Source organism: Hallella absiana, from assembly GCF_025457485.1.
Classification (GTDB): domain Bacteria; phylum Bacteroidota; class Bacteroidia; order Bacteroidales; family Bacteroidaceae; genus Prevotella; species Prevotella absiana.
Genome location: NZ_JAMXSP010000026.1, coordinates 1 through 20,697, shown reverse-complemented (window position 1 = coordinate 20,697; position 20,697 = coordinate 1). Strand labels below are relative to the sequence as shown.

At 53.6% G+C, this 20,697-nt stretch carries 17 protein-coding genes and 1 pseudogene; 14 read left to right on the top strand and 4 right to left on the bottom strand.

Annotation, left to right across the window (positions count from 1 at the left end; genetic code table 11):
• Positions 1 to 46 precede the first annotated feature (46 nt).
• From NG346_RS11480 to NG346_RS11415, 14 genes are all read left to right on the top strand, one after another.
• Positions 47 to 412 carry an FtsB family cell division protein gene (locus tag NG346_RS11480; protein ID WP_262280893.1) on the top strand — a complete coding sequence of 122 codons (366 nt, stop codon included), beginning with the start codon at positions 47 to 49 and terminating at the stop codon, positions 410 to 412.
• A complete protein-coding gene (locus NG346_RS11475; protein ID WP_263010701.1) occupies positions 384 to 812 on the top strand; it encodes a hypothetical protein in 429 nt (142 codons plus the stop codon). Before NG346_RS11480 ends, NG346_RS11475 begins: the two co-directional genes overlap by 29 nt.
• 79 nt (positions 813 to 891) lie before the next feature.
• Positions 892 to 1,725 carry a DUF4369 domain-containing protein gene (locus NG346_RS11470; RefSeq protein WP_262280892.1) on the top strand — a complete coding sequence of 278 codons (834 nt, stop codon included), beginning with the start codon at positions 892 to 894 and terminating at the stop codon, positions 1,723 to 1,725.
• Positions 1,726 to 1,768: 43 nt separating this feature from the next.
• Positions 1,769 to 3,121, top strand: coding sequence for a dihydroorotase (locus NG346_RS11465; RefSeq protein WP_262280891.1), 1,353 nt, complete (start codon positions 1,769 to 1,771; stop codon positions 3,119 to 3,121).
• A gap of 21 nt (positions 3,122 to 3,142) precedes the next feature.
• Positions 3,143 to 3,955, top strand: coding sequence for a vitamin B12 dependent-methionine synthase activation domain-containing protein (locus NG346_RS11460; RefSeq protein WP_262280890.1), 813 nt, complete (start codon positions 3,143 to 3,145; stop codon positions 3,953 to 3,955).
• A 22-nt stretch (positions 3,956 to 3,977) separates the two neighbouring features.
• Positions 3,978 to 5,141 (top strand): metallophosphoesterase, encoded by a 1,164-nt coding sequence (locus NG346_RS11455; RefSeq protein ID WP_262280889.1) that lies wholly within the window; start codon positions 3,978 to 3,980, stop codon positions 5,139 to 5,141.
• A gap of 25 nt (positions 5,142 to 5,166) precedes the next feature.
• A complete protein-coding gene (locus NG346_RS11450; protein ID WP_262280888.1) occupies positions 5,167 to 5,925 on the top strand; it encodes a lysophospholipid acyltransferase family protein in 759 nt (252 codons plus the stop codon).
• An 80-nt stretch (positions 5,926 to 6,005) separates the two neighbouring features.
• Positions 6,006 to 6,755: a polyprenol monophosphomannose synthase gene (locus tag NG346_RS11445; protein ID WP_262280887.1), complete on the top strand. Its 750-nt coding sequence runs from the start codon at positions 6,006 to 6,008 to the stop codon at positions 6,753 to 6,755.
• 8 nt (positions 6,756 to 6,763) lie between these two features.
• Entirely contained in the window at positions 6,764 to 10,324 is a 3,561-nt protein-coding gene (gene mfd / locus NG346_RS11440) for a transcription-repair coupling factor (RefSeq protein ID WP_262280886.1), read from the top strand.
• Positions 10,325 to 10,623: 299 nt separating this feature from the next.
• Positions 10,624 to 10,803 (top strand): tetratricopeptide repeat protein, encoded by a 180-nt coding sequence (locus NG346_RS11435; protein WP_262280885.1) that lies wholly within the window; start codon positions 10,624 to 10,626, stop codon positions 10,801 to 10,803.
• Positions 10,804 to 10,861: 58 nt separating this feature from the next.
• Entirely contained in the window at positions 10,862 to 11,122 is a 261-nt protein-coding gene (locus NG346_RS11430; RefSeq protein WP_262280884.1) for a 4Fe-4S dicluster domain-containing protein, read from the top strand.
• Between the two features lie 3 nt (positions 11,123 to 11,125).
• The gene (locus tag NG346_RS11425) at positions 11,126 to 12,220 is read left to right on the top strand and encodes a 3-methyl-2-oxobutanoate dehydrogenase subunit VorB (RefSeq protein ID WP_262280910.1); all 1,095 of its coding nucleotides are present in this window, start codon (positions 11,126 to 11,128) and stop codon (positions 12,218 to 12,220) included.
• A complete protein-coding gene (locus NG346_RS11420; protein ID WP_262280883.1) occupies positions 12,210 to 12,998 on the top strand; it encodes a thiamine pyrophosphate-dependent enzyme in 789 nt (262 codons plus the stop codon). Before NG346_RS11425 ends, NG346_RS11420 begins: the two co-directional genes overlap by 11 nt.
• Before the next feature lie 25 nt (positions 12,999 to 13,023).
• Positions 13,024 to 13,572, top strand: a complete 549-nt coding sequence (locus NG346_RS11415; RefSeq protein ID WP_154533801.1) for a 2-oxoacid:acceptor oxidoreductase family protein — start codon at positions 13,024 to 13,026, stop codon at positions 13,570 to 13,572.
• Between the two features lie 107 nt (positions 13,573 to 13,679).
• Here NG346_RS11415 and NG346_RS11410 read toward each other — a convergent pair whose 3' ends face one another.
• The 4 genes and pseudogenes from NG346_RS11410 to NG346_RS11395 form a co-directional block, all read right to left on the bottom strand.
• A complete protein-coding gene (locus tag NG346_RS11410; RefSeq protein ID WP_262280882.1) occupies positions 13,680 to 15,050 on the bottom strand; it encodes a TrpB-like pyridoxal phosphate-dependent enzyme in 1,371 nt (456 codons plus the stop codon).
• 204 nt (positions 15,051 to 15,254) lie between these two features.
• Positions 15,255 to 16,889 (bottom strand): RagB/SusD family nutrient uptake outer membrane protein, encoded by a 1,635-nt coding sequence (locus NG346_RS11405; RefSeq protein WP_262280909.1) that lies wholly within the window; start codon positions 16,887 to 16,889, stop codon positions 15,255 to 15,257.
• A 42-nt stretch (positions 16,890 to 16,931) separates the two neighbouring features.
• The gene (locus tag NG346_RS11400) at positions 16,932 to 19,691 is read right to left on the bottom strand and encodes a SusC/RagA family TonB-linked outer membrane protein (RefSeq protein WP_262280881.1); all 2,760 of its coding nucleotides are present in this window, start codon (positions 19,689 to 19,691) and stop codon (positions 16,932 to 16,934) included.
• A gap of 660 nt (positions 19,692 to 20,351) precedes the next feature.
• A pseudogene (locus NG346_RS11395) lies at positions 20,352 to 20,697 on the bottom strand (IS1380 family transposase); the annotation flags it as partial.

Genomic DNA, 20,697 nt, shown 5'->3' with positions numbered 1-20,697 from the left:
CGTTTGCTGTACCTTTGCAATTAATTTCTATTGAAAACGTAGGTGGATGAATACCAAGCTGAACATGATACTCCGTCTGGTGGCGCACTACAAATACCTGATCACAACTGTGGTCGGCATCGCCCTGGTAGGCTTTCTCGATGAGAACAGCCTGCTGATGCATGTGCGGTATCGGTTGAGAATCAGCGAGCTCAACGACCAAATAGAAATGTATAACGAGAGAAACGAGGCTGCCACCCGTGAACTGCGTGAGTTGAGGCTGCATCCGAAGGCTATCGAGAAGATTGCCCGTGAGCGCTACTTCATGAAGGCCGACGACGAGGATATCTTCATCCTCAGCACGGATGCGCAGCGAATAGACAGCGACAAGATACGACAAGACAATGAACAACTCTATCAAACCAATCAGTAAAGCGCTCAGCATCCTGTTTATGGTCGGTGGCGCGTTGATGGTGATTAGTGCCGGAAGCTTTGTTTTCTTCTGGCATCGTGCGCTCATGTGCTGGATTTTTCTGTTGGGAGCCGTGCTTTTCACGCTGGTGCAAGCCCAACAGACCTATCAGGGCGACGACTTGGCATTGAAGCGTTTGAAGCGTATTCAGAGCATGGCCGGTCTCTGCTTTATCATTGGCGGCATGCTCATGGCTGATACGGCTTATGGCTTTTTCCGTCCACTGTTCCATAACTATATCGACTATGTGACATACCTCTATAATAAATGGGTAATTTTTTTATTGATCGGTGCAGTCATTGAAGTGTACACTGTGCACCGAATCGATTATTTGCTCTCCAAAAAAAATATAAAAGGTTAGTGCTTTCACTAAATAGCATTAATTTTCTTTTGTGCGTCACAAATACATATTATCTTTGTGTTGCTTGAACGAAACGTCTATGAATAAAGTTTTATACTTCATGCTCGGCTTGTTGGCCTTTACATCTTGCGCCAATACATATAGTATCACCGGAACAACGAACGTCTCTACGCTCGATGGCCAGAAGCTATATCTCAAGGTGCTGAAAGATACGGCATTGAAGAATCTTGACTCGTGTGATGTGGTGCACGGTCAGTTCCATTTTGCGGGTTCGGTGGATTCTGTCAGAGTGGGTACCATTCTGCTTGATGAGAACAATGGACTGCCCGTTGTGTTGGAGAGTGGAGATATCCAAGTGAAAATAGATAACACCCAGGAAAGCGTCACCGGCACACCGCTCAACGACAAGCTCACAAAGTTCAGACAGAAGTTCACGCAGCTGATGAACCAGAGTGCCGAGCTCGTGCATGTCCATGACCAGGCCATCATGAACGGTAAGAACATGAATAGCGTCAACGCCAAGCTGGCTGCGGAAAACGATCGCATCAACCAGCGAATGGATAAACTGGTCACCAAGTTCGTGGAGGATAACTTCGACAACGTGCTGGGGCCGTATATCTTCATCAACACTTGCATGAACCGTTACAACGCTCCTATGCTTGACGCGTGGATTGAGGACATCATGAGCAAAGCCACGGAGAAGTTCAAAAACGATCCGATGGTCAAGGAATACTATGAGGCAGCTCAGCAGAATCAGAATATCATGAACGGTATGCAAAGTGCTCCCGCACAGTCACAACCTGTGCCTCAGGCCGCTCCGGCGGATGGTCCTACTCCCAACGAGATGGCTCAGCCTGCCACGAACCAACAGGAGGAACAAGGGTCGGAAGAGACTCCTGTCGAAGGCGAGTAGTCGACGGAGCGTGAGGAGGAAAATGATAGACACTATATAAATAATGAGAACAAAGATACAAGGCGGAACCATCGTCAACGAGGGACGCTCTTTCAAAGGGTCCCTCATCATCAACGATGACCGTATCAAAGACATTATAGAGAATGAGCAGACACCCCGTGGAGACTACGACAAATGTGTAGACGCCACGGGGTGCTACGTTTTGCCTGGCGTCATCGACGAACATGTTCACTTCCGTGAGCCGGGGCTGACACAGAAGGCCGACATTGAGAGTGAGTCACGGGCTGCTGCTTTCGGTGGCGTGACCACCTTCTTTGATATGCCCAACTGCCAGCCTCAGACGACAACATTGGACGCGCTCGACGACAAGTTCGCAAGAGCCGCGCAGACAAGCCATGTCAACTATAGCTTTTTTTTCGGTGCCACTAACAACAACGTAGGACTCTTTCAGCAACTCGATGACACACGCATCCCCGGCATCAAGCTTTTTATGGGTGCCTCTACGGGCAACATGCTTGTGGATCAGATGGATGCGCTGCATCAGATCTTTCAGGCTTGTGCCGACTTAGACCTGCCGTTGATGACCCATTGCGAGGACTCCGGCATCATCGCAAAGAACATGCAGCGTTTCAAACTCGTCTGCGGTGACGATCCCGACGTCCGTTTCCATTTTATCATCCGTGACGAGGAAGCCTGTTATCGCAGTACCGCGCTGGCTGTGCAGTTGGCTTTGCAGCATCACACGCGGTTGCATGTAGCCCATCTCACCACAGCCCGGGAGTTGCAACTCTTTGAGCCTTGCGAGGACAACTACTTGCCTCAGATCACCGCTGAGGCCGTCATCGCCCATCTTTGGTTCACCGCTGCCGACATGCTCAAGCTTGGAGCCCGCATCAAATGCAACCCCTCCATCAAGATGCCGGCCGACCGCGCGGAGTTGCGCAAGGCACTGACCGATGGCCGTATCTCCACGATCGGCACCGACCACGCGCCCCATGAGTGGAGCAAGAAGCAAGGCGGATGTGTCCGCGCTGCTTCCGGCATGCCGATGTTGCAGTTTTCTTTGCCCGCCATGCTGCAATTGGTCAACGATGGTGTGCTGAGCATCGAGAAGCTCGTGACACTCATGTGCCATCATCCCGCCATGCTTTTCTCGGTCAGCGACCGTGGCTTCCTGCGTAAAGGCTACAAAGCCGACATTGCCATCGTGAAGCCCGATAGTCCGTGGATCGTCACCTCAGACGTCATCCAGAGCAAGTGCGGCTGGTCGCCCATGGAAGGCCTGACCTTTGACTGGCAGGTGAAGCAGACCTTCTGCAACGGACGGCTCATCTACGACCAAGGGCAGTTTGATGAGAACAGCCGAGGTGAGGCTGTAAGATTCAGACAGAAATAATCATAGGAAGGAGGTTTGACGATGGTTCTTCATTACGATATTGACGAAGTTCGACCCTATATCAATTGGATCTACTTCGATCATGCCTGGAGTATGAGCGGAAAGAGTGAGCCCGACAAGGCCGGACTCTATGCCGACGCCAACGAGCTGCTCGACGCATGGCAAGGCAGGCATCAGACGCATGCCGTCTTTGAGTTGTTCGATGCCAACAGCGACGGCGATGACCTGCTGTTGGGTGACACACGCCTGCCGATGTTGCGTCAGCAACGTCCTTCAGCCCCCGGACAGCCCAATCTCTGCCTGGCCGACTTTGTGCGCCCGCTTTCCCAGGGCAAAGCAGATAAGGTCGGTGTGTTCGCTACGACGGTTGATGAAGCAATGAACCACAGTCGCGACGAAGATGTCTATCGGCGTATGCTGGCCCAAGTACTTTCTGACCGACTCGCAGAGGGTACGGCTGAGCTGATGCACCTGCAAGTGAGGAAGACCTACTGGGGATATGCGCCGGACGAGAATCTCAGCATGAAGGACATTCACGCCGAGCACTATCAGGGCATACGTCCTGCCGTGGGCTATCCTTCGATGCCCGACACCAGTGTGAACTTCATCATCGACTCCCTCATAGACATGAAGCGTATCGGCATCCGGCTGACGGCCAGTGGTATGATGAATCCACACGCTTCAGTCTCCGGACTGATGTTTGCGCATCCCAAGGCACACTATTTCGATTTGGGAAAGATCGGTGAAGACCAGTTGAGGGACTATGCCCGTCGGCGCGGAGTGCCTGTGGAGTTGATGCGTCGCTTTCTCAGCATGAGTCTGATGAAGCGTTGACCAATACAAAGAAAGGTTATAGATGATATCGCGTATCTTCATTCCCATCTTGCTTGCCATCGTGCTGCCCGACCTATATTTCGACCAGCACTATTGGCGGAGCCGCTATCATGGCCGATGGTGGTTGCGGCTGCTATGGTGGCTGCCGGGAATGGTGATGTTTATCTATACGATTGCGCTGGTGTCGATTCGCGATTTCGTTCCCGCCGACCTTACGTGGATCAACGTCTATATGTTTCTTGTGGGGCTGATCGTATGGCCAAAAGCCATCTTCGCCCTCTGTTCTGGTTTAGGCCTGCTTTGGAGCCGTTGGCGTCATCTCCGTGTCAATCTTGGCAATATAGTGGCGGTGGTACTCATCCTCATCAACTGGTACGTCCTTATCTATGGTTCGACTATGGGGACCCGAGAACTGACCGTAAAGCGCAACGACCTCTATTTTTCCAATCTCCCCGAGCACTTCGACGGCTATCGTATCGTATTTTTCTCTGATGCTCATGTGGGCAGTTTCACCGGTGCGCGCCGTGCGCTGTTGCATCGCGACATCGACAGCATCAATGCCCAGCGTGGCGACCTCATCGCTTTTGGCGGCGACCTGCAAAACATCCGTCCTCAGGAGATCGAGCCTGTCATGCCGCTGCTCAAGCAGCTAAAGGCTCGAGACGGTGTTGTCTCCGTGTTGGGTAATCACGACTACAGTGAGTACACCCACGACCGTCCCGACATGGAGGCTGCCAACCGCCGACTTGTCATCGACCTGCAGCGGCGCATGGGATGGAAACTGCTGCTTAACAGTCATTTTGCGCTCCATCGTGGTGGCGATTCCGTCGTGGTGGCCGGAGAGCAGAATTTCCGCAAGCCCGACAGCTGCGATTTTTCGCGCACGATGAATGGGGTGGGAGAGAAAGCCTTTGTCGTCATGCTTCAGCATGATCCGCGGGCTTGGGACGACCATATTGTACCCAGTCATCGTGTGGCGCTGACGCTCAGTGGGCACACCCATGGCGGACAGATCGCGTTCTTTGGCGTCAGTCCTGTCAAGCTGGTCTATGCCGAGGACGATGGACTCTATCAGCGCGACGGCAGTACCCTGTGCGTTTCCGCTGGTATCGGTGGCCTCGTCTTTTTCCGTTTTGGTGTGCCCCCGGAAATCAATGTCATCACTTTGCACAGAATAAAACATTAACCCATAGAAAGAAGATCTCACAGCTATGAAAAAATTCTTATACTGTCTCTATGAACTTTGCGTTATACCATTGTTTTTGATAGACACTATTGCCACTGCACTGCTGACCATTCTCGGTTGTCTGGTGGGCAATGGTCATTTCTGGGGCTATTATCCCGGTAAGTGGTGGAGTCAGTTTACGATTCGCCTGCTTTTGTTGCCAGTCAAGGTGGAAGGCAGGGAACATCTCAAACCGGGGCAGTCCTATGTCTTCGTAGCCAATCACCAGGGAGCCTTCGACATCTTTCTCATCTATGGTTTCCTCAACCGCAACTTCAAGTGGATGATGAAGCGGGGCATAGGCAAGATTCCATTCGTTGGTCCAGCCTGCAAATATTCTCATCAGATCTTTGTCGACAAGAGAGGTCCCTCTCATATCCGTGCCAGCTACGACCAGGCGCGTGAGGTGCTCAAGGAAGGTATGTCACTGATGGTCTTTCCTGAAGGTGCCCGCACGTTCACCGGTCACATGGGCGTTTTCCGCCGTGGTGCGTTTATGCTGGCCGACGAACTTCAGCTGCCTGTTTGTCCGCTGACGATCAACGGCTCGTTTGATATCATGCCCCGCACACGCGACTGGCGCTGGGTGCGCTGGCATCCCTTGAAGCTGACGATCCACGAGCCCATCATGCCCATCGGCAAGGGTCGTGAGAACATCGACTATCTCAAGGACAAGAGTTATGAGGCTGTGATGAGCGGACTGGTGCCCGAGTATCAAGGCTACGTACGCAACGACGACCAATAAACGCCGGATATATTTCGTCAATTTGTTGGCACTTTGCGTTTAATTTTATAATTTTGCAGTAACGGAAAATACATATCATCATGCATGAAAGTGACTCTATTGTAATCATTCCCACTTACAACGAGAAAGAGAATATCGAAAACATCATACGTGCTGTCTTCTCCTTGGAGAAGTGCTTTCATATCCTTGTCATCGACGACGGCAGTCCTGATGGCACGGCAGCCATTGTCCATCGTTTGATCGACAACGAGTTTGGCGACCGTCTGTTCATCATAGAGCGGTCGGGCAAGCTTGGTCTGGGTACCGCCTACATCACCGGCTTTAAATGGGCTTTGCAGCGGAGCTATGAATATGTCTTTGAGATGGACGCCGACTTTAGTCACAATCCCAATGACCTGCCCCGTCTCTATGCAGCTTGCCACGACGAGGGTGGTGACGTGGCCGTGGGCTCGCGCTATGTCACGGGTGTCAACGTCGTCAACTGGCCGATGGGTCGTGTGCTGATGAGCTACTTTGCCTCTCGCTATGTCAACTTCATCACGGGCATCCCCATCCGTGACACCACCGCCGGCTTTGTGTGCTATCGTCGTCGTGTGCTGGAGACGATCAACCTCGACGACATCCGCTTCAAGGGCTACGCCTTCCAGATAGAGATGAAGTACACCGCCTATAAGATAGGATTTAAGATCAAGGAAGTCTCTGTTGTCTTTGTCAACCGTCGAGAGGGTACCAGCAAGATGAGTGGCGGCATCTTCAGTGAGGCACTCTTCGGCGTGATGCGTCTGCGTCTCGACGGTTGGTTCAAGAAATACCCCAAGATCAAAGGGTAGACCAAGACATGGATATACACGATATACAGACACTTTACGGCCGTTTGCCGCAAGCCGGTGCATTGGTCAAATATTTGGAAGACGCCTCTGTCAAGAGTGTCTTCCTCAAGGATATTGTGGGGTCGGCATTGCCGACTCTTTTTGCAGGTATTGCCCCACGGCTGGACAATACCTTTCTTTTCGTCATGCAGGATGCTGACGAAGCCGGTTACCTTTACAACGATCTCTTGCCCGCTGTTCTCAACACGGCGGAAAAGAAAGTTGCGGAGGAAATAAAGGCCGAACAGCAAAACAATCCTTCACCGGACGGCCAGACGGGCGCGGACAGCAGTCAGCCTGCCGACTACGACATCTATTATTTCCCTTCGAGCTATCGCCGTGCGGTGAAATACGGACAGCGTGATGCTGCCAACGAGATCCTGCGTACAGAGGTGCTTGCCCAGATTGCGGCGCGCCAACAACATACTACCCATGAGAAACCGCTCTTTGTCGTCACTTATCCAGAGGCCATGGCGGAACTTGTGGTCTCGCAAAAACATATCGACGACCACCGGCTCTCGCTCAGCGTGGGACAGCGGATTGACATCGTGGAGGTGGAGCACAGGCTTCGCGATCTCGGATTCACCGAGCAGGACTATGTCTACGAGCCCGGACAGTTTGCCGTGCGCGGCAGCATCCTCGATGTCTATTCCTATTCCAGCGAGTTGCCGTTCCGTATCGACTTCTTTGGCGACGAGATCGACACCATCCGGTCTTTCTCCGTTGAGGATCAGCTCTCCAAGGAGCGGCGCAAGGAAGTGGAGATTGTGCCCGAATTGGCAAAGGAAACTACCGAGAAGGTACCTTTTCTTCGTTTCGTTCCCGACGACGCCGTCCTCGTCTGCCGTGACTTAAGTTTCATTTGCGACACGGTGGAGCGCGTCTATAACGAGGGCTTCTCATCGCAGGCACTTACTGAGCGTCTCGAAGACGCGACCGAGATGGAGCAGGCCGAGATACAGCGCGACATGAACCGCGAAAGCGTGCTCTGTTCTCCTTCGCAGTTGAAGGAGGACATACTGGAGCTCCGACGTGTCGTCTATGGTCACACTGCCACTGACGCTCATGCCGTTCTCACTTTTCACGTCACGCCGCAACCGCTCTTCCACAAGAACTTCGATTTGCTCCGGCAGTCGTTCGAGGACTATCTCCTGCGTGGCTATCATCTCTATATCCTCGCCGACAGCCGCAAACAGCAACAGCGTCTGAAGGACATCTTCGACGAGATGAGCGGTGACGATGCTTCTTCGATGTCTGCCGGCCGGGGCTCAGGTATCGTCTTCACGCCCGTGGACAAGACGCTTCACGAAGGCTTTGCCGATGATGACATGAAGGCGTGTTTCTTTACCGATCACCAAATCTTCGACCGCTTCCATAAGTACAATCTCAAGTCCGACCGCGCCCGTGCGGGCAAGATGGCCTTGACGATGAAGGAGTTGCAGGAGATGGAAATCGGCGACTACGTGGTGCATGTCGACTTTGGTATCGGCAAGTTTGGTGGCCTTGTGCGTGTGCCTATACAGAATGCCAATGGAAAGACGGGTGAACAACAATACCAGGAAGTCATCCGTATCATCTTTCAGAACAACGATAAAGTCGACGTCTCCATCCACTCACTCTATAAAATCTCGAAGTACCGCGGCAGTGACACGGGCGAGCCGCCACGGCTGAGCACGCTCGGCACCGGAGCCTGGGAGCGGTTGAAGGAGAAGGCCAAGAAACGCATCAAGGACATCGCGCGTGACCTCATCCGCCTGTATGCCAAGCGTCGCCATGAGAAGGGCTTTGCCTTCTCTGCCGACAATTTCATGCAGCACGAGCTTGAGGCCAGCTTCCTCTACGAGGATACCCCCGACCAGCTCAAGGCCACGCAGGACGTCAAAGCCGACATGGAGCGGGCCCGTCCTATGGACCGGCTTGTCTGTGGTGACGTTGGCTTCGGCAAGACCGAGGTGGCGGTGCGTGCCGCCTTCAAGGCAGCGTGCGACTCCAAACAGGTGGCTGTGCTCGTGCCCACGACAGTGCTGGCCTATCAGCATTTTAAGACATTCCGTGAGCGCTTGAAGGACTTCCCCGTGCGGGTGGAGTATCTTTCCCGAGCCCGCACTGCCAAGCAGACCAAGGACGTGCTTAGCGGACTTGCTGACGGCAAGGTAGACATCGTCGTCGGTACGCATAAGCTGTTGGGCAAAAACGTGAAGTGGCACGACCTTGGACTGCTCATCATCGACGAGGAACAGAAGTTTGGCGTGTCCACAAAGGAGAAGCTGCGGAAACTGAAAAGCAATATCGACACCCTTACGATGTCTGCCACACCGATTCCGCGTACGTTGCAGTTCAGTCTGATGGGAGCCCGCGATATGAGCATCATGCGCACGCCGCCACCCAACCGCTATCCCATCCATACCGAACTGTGTACATTCGGCCATGAGATCATCGCCGATGCCATTAACTTTGAGATGAGTCGCAACGGTCAGGTGTTCTTTGTCAACAACCGCATCTCCAATCTTCAGGAGATTGCAGACCTCATACATAAGTATGTGCCCGACTGTCGTGTGGTCATCGGTCATGGACAGATGCCGCCCGAAGAGTTGGAGAAGGTCATCACCGACTTTGTCAACTACGACTACGACGTGCTGCTCTCTACGACGATTGTGGAGAATGGTATCGACATCCCCAATGCCAACACGATCATCATCAACGGCGCTAACCATTTTGGACTTTCCGACTTGCATCAGATGCGTGGCCGTGTGGGCCGTGGCAACCGCAAGGCCTTCTGCTATCTGCTGGCCCCGCCTCGCAGTGCGATGACGCCCGAAGCACGCCGGCGCCTGGAGGCTCTGGAGACCTTCTCGGACTTGGGCAGTGGTTTCAACCTCGCTATGCAGGATCTGGACATCCGTGGTGCGGGCAATCTGCTGGGTGCCGAGCAGAGCGGCTTCATGGAAGACTTGGGCTACGAGACCTATCAGAAGATTCTCAACCAGGCTGTCAGTGAACTGAAAAACGAAGAGCTCGGCGATCTCTATGCCGAGGAACTCAAGGCCGGCGAAGACATCAAGGCCAGCGATTTCGTCGAGGACTGCGCCGTGGAGAGCGATCTGGAGATGTATTTCCCCGAGACCTATGTGCCGGGCAGCAGTGAGCGCATGCTGCTCTACCGAGAGCTTGACAACATTGAGACCGACGAGGACCTGGCTGCATACCGTCAGCGGCTCACCGACCGCTTTGGTCCTGTGCCGCCGGAGGGCGAGGAACTCATGCAGGTGGTAGCCCTTCGCCGACTGGGCAAGGACGAAGGCTGTGAGAAGATCATCCTCAAGCAAGGTACCATGAGCATGCAGTTTGTCTCACAGCCAGACAGCCCCTACTATCAGAGCAAGACGTTTGGCAGCATCATCCACTATGTGATGAATAATCCACGGCGCTGTACCTTCAAGGACAGTCGCGGCCACCGGCAGGTGCGTATTGGGCAAGTGCCCAGCGTGGCAGAGGCCGTGCAGGTGCTCAAAGCAATGAAGTGTAAGTAAATATGCAGCACTCTTGTTGAGGTCTTCAATGTAGCCGAAAATACGCACAAAATCGTTTGATATGTGCAATTCTTGATTTTTTGCCACTTCTTTTCGTTCCGTTGGTTGTAGACGAAAAGAAGTGGCTCTTTTTGTTTTCTTTCGTTGCGGGTTGTGAAATAAAACTTGCACGTATCTATAGATATGTGCAAGTTTGGGCAGAAACTATATAAAAATAGCTTAAAATGTCAGCGTTCATGCATGTCGCTTGTAGGATTATCTATACTTTTGTAATGCAAAAAAAGCGAGATAAAAGAAGTATGAGTTCCGAAGAATACTATCATCAGGGTAATGAACACCGTCGACAAGGGGATTTCCCCGCCGCGATGAACTGCTATCTGCAGGCCATTGCCCTTGATCCCAACAGTCCCGCCGTGGTGGCGGAGAAGATGCTGGAAGACATCATGAACTTTTATTGTAAGGACATCTATAATCCTTAGCCGTGCTCCGTGCGTGCTAAGAACATCGTCCTTAACCTATATAATACCCATTTCAGTTATGAAGAAAAACATTGGAGCCATTGTCGTTGACGTGGACCGTTGCAAGGGCTGTACGCTTTGCATGGTGGCTTGTCCGAAGAACGTCATCGCCTTGGCTGAGAGAAAGGTCAACGCTCACGGCTATCCTTACGTCGTGGCGGCCCGACCGGACGACTGCATCGGCTGTGCCTCGTGTGGCATTGTCTGTCCCGACGGATGTATCACGGTTTATCGTAAGCGAATAGAAGTGGCAGAGCCTATGGCCTCTACCCAGAAATAAGGAATCATGGAACAGGAAGTAACACTGATGAAAGGCAACGAGGCACTTGCCCGCGCTGCCATACGCTGTGGTGTGGACGGCTTTTTCGGTTATCCCATCACTCCCCAAACAGAAATTATAGAGACGCTGTCGGCTTTGAAGCCTTGGGAGACCACCGGCATGGTGGTCGTGCAGGCAGAGAGTGAGGTGGCATCGATCAACATGCTTTATGGCGGCGGCGGTGCCGGCAAACGTGTGATGACCACTTCTTCGAGTCCCGGCGTGGCCTTGATGCAAGAGGGCATCGCCTATATGGCTGGTGCCGAGGTGCCCGGTGTCATCGTCAACGTGCAGCGCGGCGGTCCCGGACTGGGCACGATCCAGCCGAGTCAGAGCGACTATTTCCAGGCTACGCGTGGTGGCGGCAATGGCGACTACAACGTCATCGTGCTCGCGCCGGCGTCCGTGCAGGAGATGGCCGACTTTGTGGATCTGGCTTTCACGCTGGCTTTCCGCTATCGCAATCCGGCCATGATTCTCAGTGACGGTGTCATCGGACAGATGATGGAAAAGGTGGTGTTGCCACCCTTCAAGCCCCGTCGCACCGACGAGGAAGTCATCAAGGAATGTCCTTGGGCCACTACCGGACGCACGAAAAACCGCAAGCCCAACATCATCACCTCGCTGGAGTTGAAGCCGGAAGTCATGGAGCAACGCAATCTGCACCTGCAGGCCAAATACCGTGAGATCGGGGAGAAGGAGGTAAGATTTGAGACCGAACACTGCGAGGACGCTGACTGTCTGATCGTCGCTTTCGGCAGTGCTGCCCGTATCGCGGAGAAGAGTGTTGAGCTCGCCCGTGAGGAGGGCATCAAGGCAGGACTGTTCCGTCCCATCACCCTTTGGCCGTTCCCCAGCAAAGCACTGGCAGAGATGGCGAAAGGAAAGCGCCACATCCTTGTGGCCGAGATCAATGCCGGACAGATGATCCAGGACGTGCGGCTCGCTGTGGGCAATGAGGTGCCCGTGAGCCATTTCGGTCGTTTGGGTGGCATCGTGCCTGACCCGACAGAGATCGTAGAAGAACTTAAAGCAAAATTGGAAGAAAATGGCAAGTGAAAAAATCAATAGGGAGGAAATCATTCAGCCGGAGAACGTTGTCTATCAGAAGCCGGAATTGCTCAACGACGTGCCGATGCACTACTGTCCGGGCTGTAGCCATGGCGTCGTGCATAAGCTCGTGGCTGAGGTAATTGCCGACATGGGCATGGAAGAGAAAGCCGTCGGTGTCTCACCTGTGGGCTGCGCAGTCTTTGCCTATCGCTATATCGACATCGACTGGCAGGAGGCTGCCCATGGCCGTGCACCAGCTTTGGCCACAGCCATCAAGCGTCTGTGGCCCGACCGTCTCGTGTTTACCTATCAGGGCGACGGCGACCTGGCCTGTATCGGTACGGCAGAGACCATCCATGCGCTCAATCGTGGTGAGAATATTGTCATCATCTTCATCAACAACGCCATCTATGGCATGACGGGAGGTCAGATGGCTCCTACGACGCTCATCGGGCAGAAAACCACGACTTGTCCCTACGGCCGCGATCCGGAGTTGCACGGCTATCCGCTCAACATCACCGAGCTGGCCGCCAAGCTGCGTGGCACCTGCTACGTCACCCGACAGAGCGTGGACACCGTGGCCTCTGTGCTTCAGGCCAAGAAAGCCATCCGCAAGGCCTTCGAGGCTTCGATGAAGGGCATGGGATCTTCGCTCGTCGAGATTGTTTCCACCTGTAGCAGTGGTTGGCATCTCAGTCCTGTCAAGGCCAACGAGTGGATGCGGCAGTATATGTTTGAGGAATATCATAAAGGCGACTTCAAGGATACCACAGGCTTGAAATAGTCTTTCACGATTATAACGCAAGACAATGAAAAAGGAAATTATCATATCAGGTTTTGGGGGCCAAGGCGTGCTCTCCATGGGAAAAATCCTTGCTTACTCCGGACTGATGGAGGGAAAGGAAGTGACGTGGATGCCAGCCTACGGACCGGAGCAGCGTGGCGGTACGGCCAACGTGACGGTTATTGTCAGCGACGACCGCATCTCGTCACCGATTCTCAGCCACTACGACGTGGCTATCGTGCTCAACCAGCCCTCACTCGAAAAGTTCATGCCGAAGGTGAAACCGGGCGGCATCCTCATCTACGACGGTTATGGCATCGCCGAGACACCGCATCGCGACGACATCACCATCTATCGCATCGATGCCATGGATAAGGCTGCGGAAATGAAAAACTCCAAGGTCTTCAACATGATCGTGCTCGGCGGACTGCTCAAAGTCTGTCCGATCGTCAGCACCGACGGCTTGCAGAAAGCACTCTACAAGACGCTACCTGAGCGCCATCACGACCTGATACCGCTGAACATGAAGGCGGTGGAAGAGGGACAAGGTATCATCAAGAAGGTGAATGGATAGGCAGATAGAGTTACTATTACTTTTCTGCTAAATAAAGACGACCTCCACGGGACTATTGCAATGTCGGTTGCAAGGTCTTGTGGAGGTCGTTTTGTTCTTGTGTGTATTTACTTGTCGATGGTCAACGGCACCTTTTCGAGGTTCTTCTCGATCTCGTCATCGGTGACCGTGTAGTTTGCCAGGTCGCCGTTGATATAGCTCATATACGACGGCATGTCGATGAGGCCGTGGCCCGAGAGGTTGAAGAGGATGACAGGAGCCTTCCCCTCCACATTGGCGCGCTTGGCCTCGCGGATGGTGGCGGCAATGGCGTGGCAACTTTCTGGAGCGGGGATGATACCTTCGGTCTGGGCGAAGAGCACGCCGGCGGCGAAGCTTTCCAGCTGAGGGATGTCCATGCCGGCGAGATAGCCGTCCTTGAGCAGTTGCGAGATGATGACGCCGGCACCATGGTAGCGCAGGCCACCGGCATGGATGTTGGCGGGCTTGAAGTCATGGCCCAGGGTGAACATCGGCAGTAGGGGCGTGTAGCCGGCCTCGTCACCAAAGTCGTATTCAAACTTGCCGCGAGTGAGTTTTGGACAGCTGTTCGGCTCTGCGGCGATGAATTTCGTGTCTTTGTGTGTGCCGTCGAAGACGTGGCGCATGAAGGGGAAGGCAATGCCGCCGAAGTTGGAACCGCCACCGAAGCATGCGATGACCTCGTCGGGATATTCCCCAGCCATCTCCATCTGCTTCTCAGCTTCCAGTCCGATGACAGTCTGATGGAGTGCGACATGGTTCAGCACCGAGCCCAGCGTGTATTTACATCCGGGTGTGGTGGTGGCCAGTTCGATGGCTTCAGAGATAGCGGTACCCAAGGAGCCGGGATGGTTGGGGTCAGCCGTGATGATGTTCTTTCCGGCGCGAGTCGACATAGAGGGCGATCCCTCCACAGTAGCGCCGAAGGTGCGCATGATCATCGAGCGGTAAGGCTTCTGCTGCATCGTGATCTTCACCTGATACACGGCGGCCTCCAGTCCGTAGAGTTTGGCGGCATAGCTGAGTGCAGCGCCCCACTGTCCGGCACCGGTCTCGGTAGTCACGTTGGTGTCGCCCTCCTGTTTGCAGTAGTAGCACTGGGGCAGGGCGGAGTTGATCTTATGGGAACCTAAGGGGTTGGTCGATTCATTCTTGAAATAGATATGTGCCTTGGTGTCGAGCGCCTTCTCCAGCGCATAGGCACGCACCAGCGGCGTGGCACGATAGTAGCAGTATTTGTCGCGCACCTCATCGGGGATGTCGATCCAAGCGTGTTCCTGGTCGAGCTCCTGCCGTGAGCATTCTTGATTGAAGATATGTGCCAGGTCGTCGGCATGAAGCGGCTTGTGGGTCGCTGGATTCAGGGGCGGCATAGGTTTGTTGGGCATCTCGGCTTGGATGTTGTACCACTGACGGGGGACATCCTTCTCGTCCAAAAGGAATTTCTTTCTCTTCATAATGATTGCTTTCTGTTTGACAATTTGTAGTTGGTGATTGTATTCCAATTGCAAACTTACACAATTTTCTTCAATTTCTTGCCATTTGTGGGGAATAAATTTCTCTGGAGCTATAAATAATAAGGTATGAGTCCTATATGGCTATGCTGCCGTGCGCTGCATGACGCAGGTGCTGCAGTGATACGAATAAGCCGTTGTTTGATTCTATTTTTCCGTCTTATAGCCCTTGTTCTGAGTCAACTTGTTGTTGAGGTCAATGGCTTTTGTGGGGATAGGGAACACAATGGTGTGGGCGTCGCTCTCACTCTCAATGGGTTTTCTGGTGTCGTAGGCCTTATGGAATAGCCCGTATCGGATGAGATCGCGCCGGCGGCTGCCTTCCCACATCAATTCGAGCAACCGCTCACGCAGGATGTTGTCGAGCGTTGCGGGGCGGCATGGCATTCCCACGCGACGGCGTACAGCATCCAAATCACTCTGTCCGTTTTCACCGTTACGCACTTTTGCCTCGGCGCGCATGAGCAGCACGTCGGCGAAACGGAAGAGCACGATGTCGTTGTCCTGCAGTTTGCCGTCGGCGTAGGCCTTGCGGTCTATCTCGTATTTGGCCATTCGTGCACCGGCTGTCTTCTCGTAGGGCGAGTAGGTGAGGTTCTCTGCCATCACCAAGGGCTGGTAGACGAGGGGTTCCCCACTTTCCAGTGTCACCACCTTCCCGTCGACTTTTACGGTGTCGGCATAGAAGTTGATGGCAAAGCGCGTGTCGAGGCTGTCGGTGCCGTAGCCGTAGGCATGTACGGTGGCGAGCGTTGCCGAGGTGCCGTTTTCGGCATCCATGCCGATGGCACCGCCGTGGGCATAGTGTCGCGAGCGGTAGAGATACCAGAACTGATTTTGGTATTTGATCTTGTCCATGGGTATGGTGAAGATGTTTTCCACGGAAGTCTCGTTGTGTACGCTAAAGTTGAAGGCGTAGTCGGGCTGTAGCTGATAGCCCTCTTTCTCTATTTCATTGCAGTAGTGGATGCAGGCTTGCCAAGCGTTCATCGTCTGTCCGTCGACGCTGAAGGTCATCGTCTTGCCGTCGGGGTGCTGCTTGTCGGTCCAGTCATCGTCGGCGTAGACTTCGGCATTGAGGAAGAGTCGGGCCAGCAGAAACTGCGCTACGGGGCGCGTCATGCGTCCGTAGTAGTTACCCTCAAGGTTGCTGTGCTCGTTGGCAAGATAGGGCAGACATGACTGCAGCTCGTCGATGATGTTGTGAAACACGGTGCTGCGCTCCTGCTGCTTGACATCGGCATACGACTCCTGATCTTTCGTGACGTAAGGGATGCGGCCAAACATATCCATGAGTTCGTAGTAGAATAGGCAGCGGACGGCTTTCACCTCGGAGGTATAGGCCAGATAGTCTTTGTCGGTGAGCAGGCTGCGGTTGGCGTCGATGACGGCGAGGCTGTGGTTGCAGAGCATAGCCACCTTGTAGAGATAGAGCCATGTGTTGTAGAGCGACTCGTCGGAGGCTGTCCAACGGTGCTCGTAGAGGTTTTGCCAAAAGCCGCCGTCGTACCAGTCACCGCCGCGGATGGGGATGATGGCTTCGTCGGTGGTGAAGGTGTTGTAGTCGTAGAGCCCGCGCACGGTGCCCTCAAGACCTTGCGAGTCGCTGTTGCCGCCGATATAATTATATAAGGTGGCGACGGTGTTGATATACAGATTTGTGCTGCTGTTGTAGGCTTCCTCCTCCGGGAGTAGTCCTTTGGTGTCCTCGTCAACACAGGATGACAGGGAGAAGAGGGAGACCGCAAGGACGAAGCAGTATAGAAGACGTTGAATGGACATCATGATGAATGACGGTTTACTTGTTGGCAGAAACGCTGAAACTTAGAATTGAATGCTCACCCCGAAGCTGAAGGTACGGTAGACGGGATAGGACCGCTTGTCGTCGATGCCCAGCGTGGAGTCGACGACATAGCTGTTGATCATCGGCGTCAGTCCGCTGTAGGCCGTAATCGTAGCAAGGTTGTTGACCGAGGCCGACAGGCGCAGGCGGCTGATATAGCGTGAGTGCAGGGGTACGTTCCAGCCGACGGTGAGATAGTCGAAGTTGAGATAGTCGCCCCGCTCAAGCCAGTAGTCGGTAGCGCGCTGGTCTTTGATGTTCATGCCGGGCGCCTTCTTCATGACGTTGTAGTCGGGGAAGCTCGACATGTTCATATAGGTCAGCGCCGTGCCGTTGTAGATCTTGTGTCCGAAGGCACCGTTCATCTGCAACGAGATGTCGAAGTCCTTGTATCGGAAACTGATGTTCGATCCGAGCGTCCATTTTGGTGTGGCCTGTCCGGCGATGTATCGGTCACCGCCGTCCTCGATGTTGACGCGCCCGTTGTGGTCGAGGTCTTCGATGTCGTACATATAAGAACCGTTCTCGTTCTTTACCAGTCCTTTGCAGTGAGGCAGGTAGAACACGCCGACGGGTTGGCCTACTATCTGATAGACAATGTTGTTTTCGCCGCCATGGAAACCGGCACCGCTGAGAGAGCCGATGGACGTGATGTCTGGTGCCGTCAGTTGATAGCCGTTGTATTCGCCCGAGAGCGAGATGAGCTTATTCTTTTGGAACGAGAGGTTGAGGTTGACGTTCAGCTCCATGTCCTTACGGCTGATGGCGGTGACGCCGAGTCCGAACTCCACACCTTGGTTGCTCATCTTGCCGAGGTTGGCGAGCAGCTTGTCAAAGGTGAAGGGCGGTACGGGCACATCGTACTGATAGAGCATGTCGGTGGTACGCGAATAGTAGTATTCGGCTGTGAGCACGAGGCGGTTGTGCCACAGGCTGATGTCGGTGCCGACGTTGAAGGTCGATCGTGTCTCCCATTTCAGGTTGGGATTGCTGTTGCGGAAGAGTCCCATGGTCGTGGTGGGTGTGTTGTCGACCGACACGGTGCCGATGGGTTTGACGAGGTTTTGTGAGTAGTACGACGAGATGCCGCCGAGGTTTCCCGACTGTCCGTAGCCGGTGCGCAGCCGCATGATGTCGAAGAGATGGCTAAGGGCATGGAAGAAAGGCTCTTTGGTGAGATCCCAAGAAAGAGACACAGAGGGGAAAGCACCCCATTTGTGCCCGCTGGCAAACATAGAACTGCCGTCGGCACGCAGACTTGCACCGAGCGTGTAGCGGTCGAGAAGGGTATAGCTCAGACTACCCATGAACGAGAGCAACGAGGGGCTGTCGGCGTCAGATCCCGTGCCACCGTAGGGGACGGTGGAGGCAGCGCCGAGGTTGTCGTAGCCAAGTTCATTGGTGGTAAAACCTTTGACGAGCGTCCAGAATCCACTGGCGTTGCTCTTTTGATATTCGGTCAGCAGCGTGGCGGAGAGATGGTGCGCGCCCCATGTGTCGGCGAACTTCAGCTGTGCATTGCCCAACCATGACTCGGTCTTGCGCTCGCCGCGGGTGGCCTGTCCCTGAGCCCAGATCCAAGTAGGGCAGAAGGTAGCGTTTTCCAAAGAGTTATAGCTGTAGGCACCGAGCAGAAGCAGGTGGAGCGAGGGCTCGTTGTCGTCGTTCTTACCGCTGATCATCCCCAGGAGGTTGAAGTCCATGTCGATGTGTGTGTCGAAGTTGAGGCTCTTGGTGTCGTTTTTCTTTTTCAGCAATACCATTGGGTGGTTGATCTGCTCGGCGGTGTTGTTCTTGTCACCGGTACCGTCTGCATTGGTGGCAGCCGGGATGGTCGGGTTTTGTGCTGCCGCACTGTAGAAGACCTCCCAGGGATTGAAGAGGTCGTGGCTTTTCTGTGACGAGCCGAAGACACCGAAGTCGATCTTCAGCAGGTCGTCGAAGGCCCACTGCGTGAGGTCGGCCTTGGCGGCGTAGTTGCGATAGGAGTTGGTGCGGATGATCGTGTTGTGGTCCATGGCGCTCAGCGAGGCACGGTAGCTCGACTCTTTGGAGCCACCGCTGAAGGCCACATGGTGGTTGGCGATGTATCCGGTGCGTGTGATGATGTCTTGGAAGTTGGTGTTGCTGCCCTCGTCCTTATAATAGAGGCCGAGCGCCTGTGCCGTGGCGATGTATCCCGGAGCGTCGAGCATATCGAGCGTTTTGTATTTCGACTCGAAGCCGATGTTTCCGTCGTAGGAGATATGAAACTGTGTTCCGCTGCCTCGCTTGGTCTTTACCTCGATGACACCGGAGGCTCCACGGGAACCGTATTGTGCGGTCTCGGCAGCGTTTTTGAGGATGGTGAAACTCTCGATGTCGGAGGGATATACTGAAGAAAGGGCACTAAGGTCGGAATATACACCGTCGATGATCACGAGCGGGTCGTTGCCGCCGGTGATGGACGTGGTGCCTCGCACACGCACCGAGCTGAGCTGTGCCATACGGTTCTCGCCCGATGTGATGTTCACGCCGGCAGCCTGACCCGTGAGGGCGTTGAGTGGGTTGATGACCAAACCTTTGTTCATGTGGTTTTCGGTCACCACGTCGACAGATCCCAGCGAGGTGCCGTTGACGGTGAGGCTGTCTATGGGTATTTGCAGTTTAACCGGTCGCTTGCCGTGATGGCGGGTCTGTGCCACCAACGTGCTGGCGGGGAGACAGAGAAACAGCAGGGTCAGAAAAACAGGAGTGCGCATGACGGGCAGTTCTTTAATATGGTTTTGTAATTGCAAAGATAAGTGAAATATTAGACAGAAACAAGTCTGGAGACAAAAAAATACAGTATGCGCGTCCACTGGCTTACAAAAATCTCGTTTGGATTTTCTTTCTAACAAAAGGTCTTTCGCTGCGTAGTTTTTAATCATTCCCTGCTTAGCGAACGATCTTTTTCTATAGCGTTACAACATTGGGAACATAGCTTTGACCCCACGGGAACATAGCTTCGATCCCACGAGAACATAGCTTTGATCCCACGAGAACATAGCTTCGCCTCCATGATAATGCTGCTTCGCTCCTACGGGAATACTGCTTTCCGCCTATAAAGAACATAAGGGTTAGGGTGGGGATCCCTCCGTCCATTCGCTTCTATATAACTAACCCTGTTATATCAACAACTTGTTATCGCCAAAGGGCGATATGGCAGCTGAATAGTTATCGCAATAATAGCACAGTTAAAATGCAGTTAACCTCAAATCCGCAACTACGCGCCTAATATGATACAGAAGCGAAAATAATCTGCATCGTTAGTAAAAAGGGGGCACAGTGCATCGAATGTCACCATAAAGACATATAAATGCCCCTTACCCCACCATGCGACTTGAGGCAATACGCAAAATCACGACCATAAGTTGCCGGTGTTATCCAAAGTCATTCTGGAACACATCAGCATAAGCGTTGTTGCATGAATAGATATTCAGCACATACTGCCTTGATGTCCTGACCCATTTTGCTGGCACAGAGATGAACTTGAAGACAAACGCCTTGATGCGGCTTGTTGCTTTGAGTCCGAACCTCTTCACGTCAAGCCTCGCCATGATGAATTTATAGAAGTTGCGTATGAGTGCCGTAAGCAGAAGAAACACCGTGTTTTCTCCCATGAAGGATTTTGGAAGCCTGTTCCAGCCGAATCCGTTATTCATGTCATCGAAGATGCGTTCCTTCCCTCCACGGAGGTTATAGAATTCGACAATCTCTTTCTCGGAA

Excerpts from the sequence above, each read along its gene's own strand:
- NG346_RS11460 (WP_262280890.1), top strand. The coding sequence starts at position 3,143 with ATGGTTCTTCATTACGATATTGACGAAGTTCGACCCTATATCAATTGG.
- NG346_RS11435 (WP_262280885.1), top strand. The coding sequence starts at position 10,624 with ATGAGTTCCGAAGAATACTATCATCAGGGTAATGAACACCGTCGACAA.
- NG346_RS11450 (WP_262280888.1), top strand. The coding sequence starts at position 5,167 with ATGAAAAAATTCTTATACTGTCTCTATGAACTTTGCGTTATACCATTG.
- NG346_RS11455 (WP_262280889.1), top strand. The coding sequence starts at position 3,978 with ATGATATCGCGTATCTTCATTCCCATCTTGCTTGCCATCGTGCTGCCC.
- NG346_RS11405 (WP_262280909.1), bottom strand. The coding sequence starts at position 16,889 with ATGTCCATTCAACGTCTTCTATACTGCTTCGTCCTTGCGGTCTCCCTC.
- NG346_RS11430 (WP_262280884.1), top strand. The coding sequence starts at position 10,862 with ATGAAGAAAAACATTGGAGCCATTGTCGTTGACGTGGACCGTTGCAAG.
- NG346_RS11415 (WP_154533801.1), top strand. The coding sequence starts at position 13,024 with ATGAAAAAGGAAATTATCATATCAGGTTTTGGGGGCCAAGGCGTGCTC.
- NG346_RS11410 (WP_262280882.1), bottom strand. The coding sequence starts at position 15,050 with ATGAAGAGAAAGAAATTCCTTTTGGACGAGAAGGATGTCCCCCGTCAG.
- NG346_RS11480 (WP_262280893.1), top strand. The coding sequence starts at position 47 with ATGAATACCAAGCTGAACATGATACTCCGTCTGGTGGCGCACTACAAA.
- NG346_RS11420 (WP_262280883.1), top strand. The coding sequence starts at position 12,210 with ATGGCAAGTGAAAAAATCAATAGGGAGGAAATCATTCAGCCGGAGAAC.
- NG346_RS11400 (WP_262280881.1), bottom strand. The coding sequence starts at position 19,691 with ATGCGCACTCCTGTTTTTCTGACCCTGCTGTTTCTCTGTCTCCCCGCC.
- NG346_RS11465 (WP_262280891.1), top strand. The coding sequence starts at position 1,769 with ATGAGAACAAAGATACAAGGCGGAACCATCGTCAACGAGGGACGCTCT.
- mfd (WP_262280886.1), top strand. The coding sequence starts at position 6,764 with ATGGATATACACGATATACAGACACTTTACGGCCGTTTGCCGCAAGCC.
- NG346_RS11475 (WP_263010701.1), top strand. The coding sequence starts at position 384 with ATGAACAACTCTATCAAACCAATCAGTAAAGCGCTCAGCATCCTGTTT.
- NG346_RS11470 (WP_262280892.1), top strand. The coding sequence starts at position 892 with ATGAATAAAGTTTTATACTTCATGCTCGGCTTGTTGGCCTTTACATCT.
- NG346_RS11445 (WP_262280887.1), top strand. The coding sequence starts at position 6,006 with ATGCATGAAAGTGACTCTATTGTAATCATTCCCACTTACAACGAGAAA.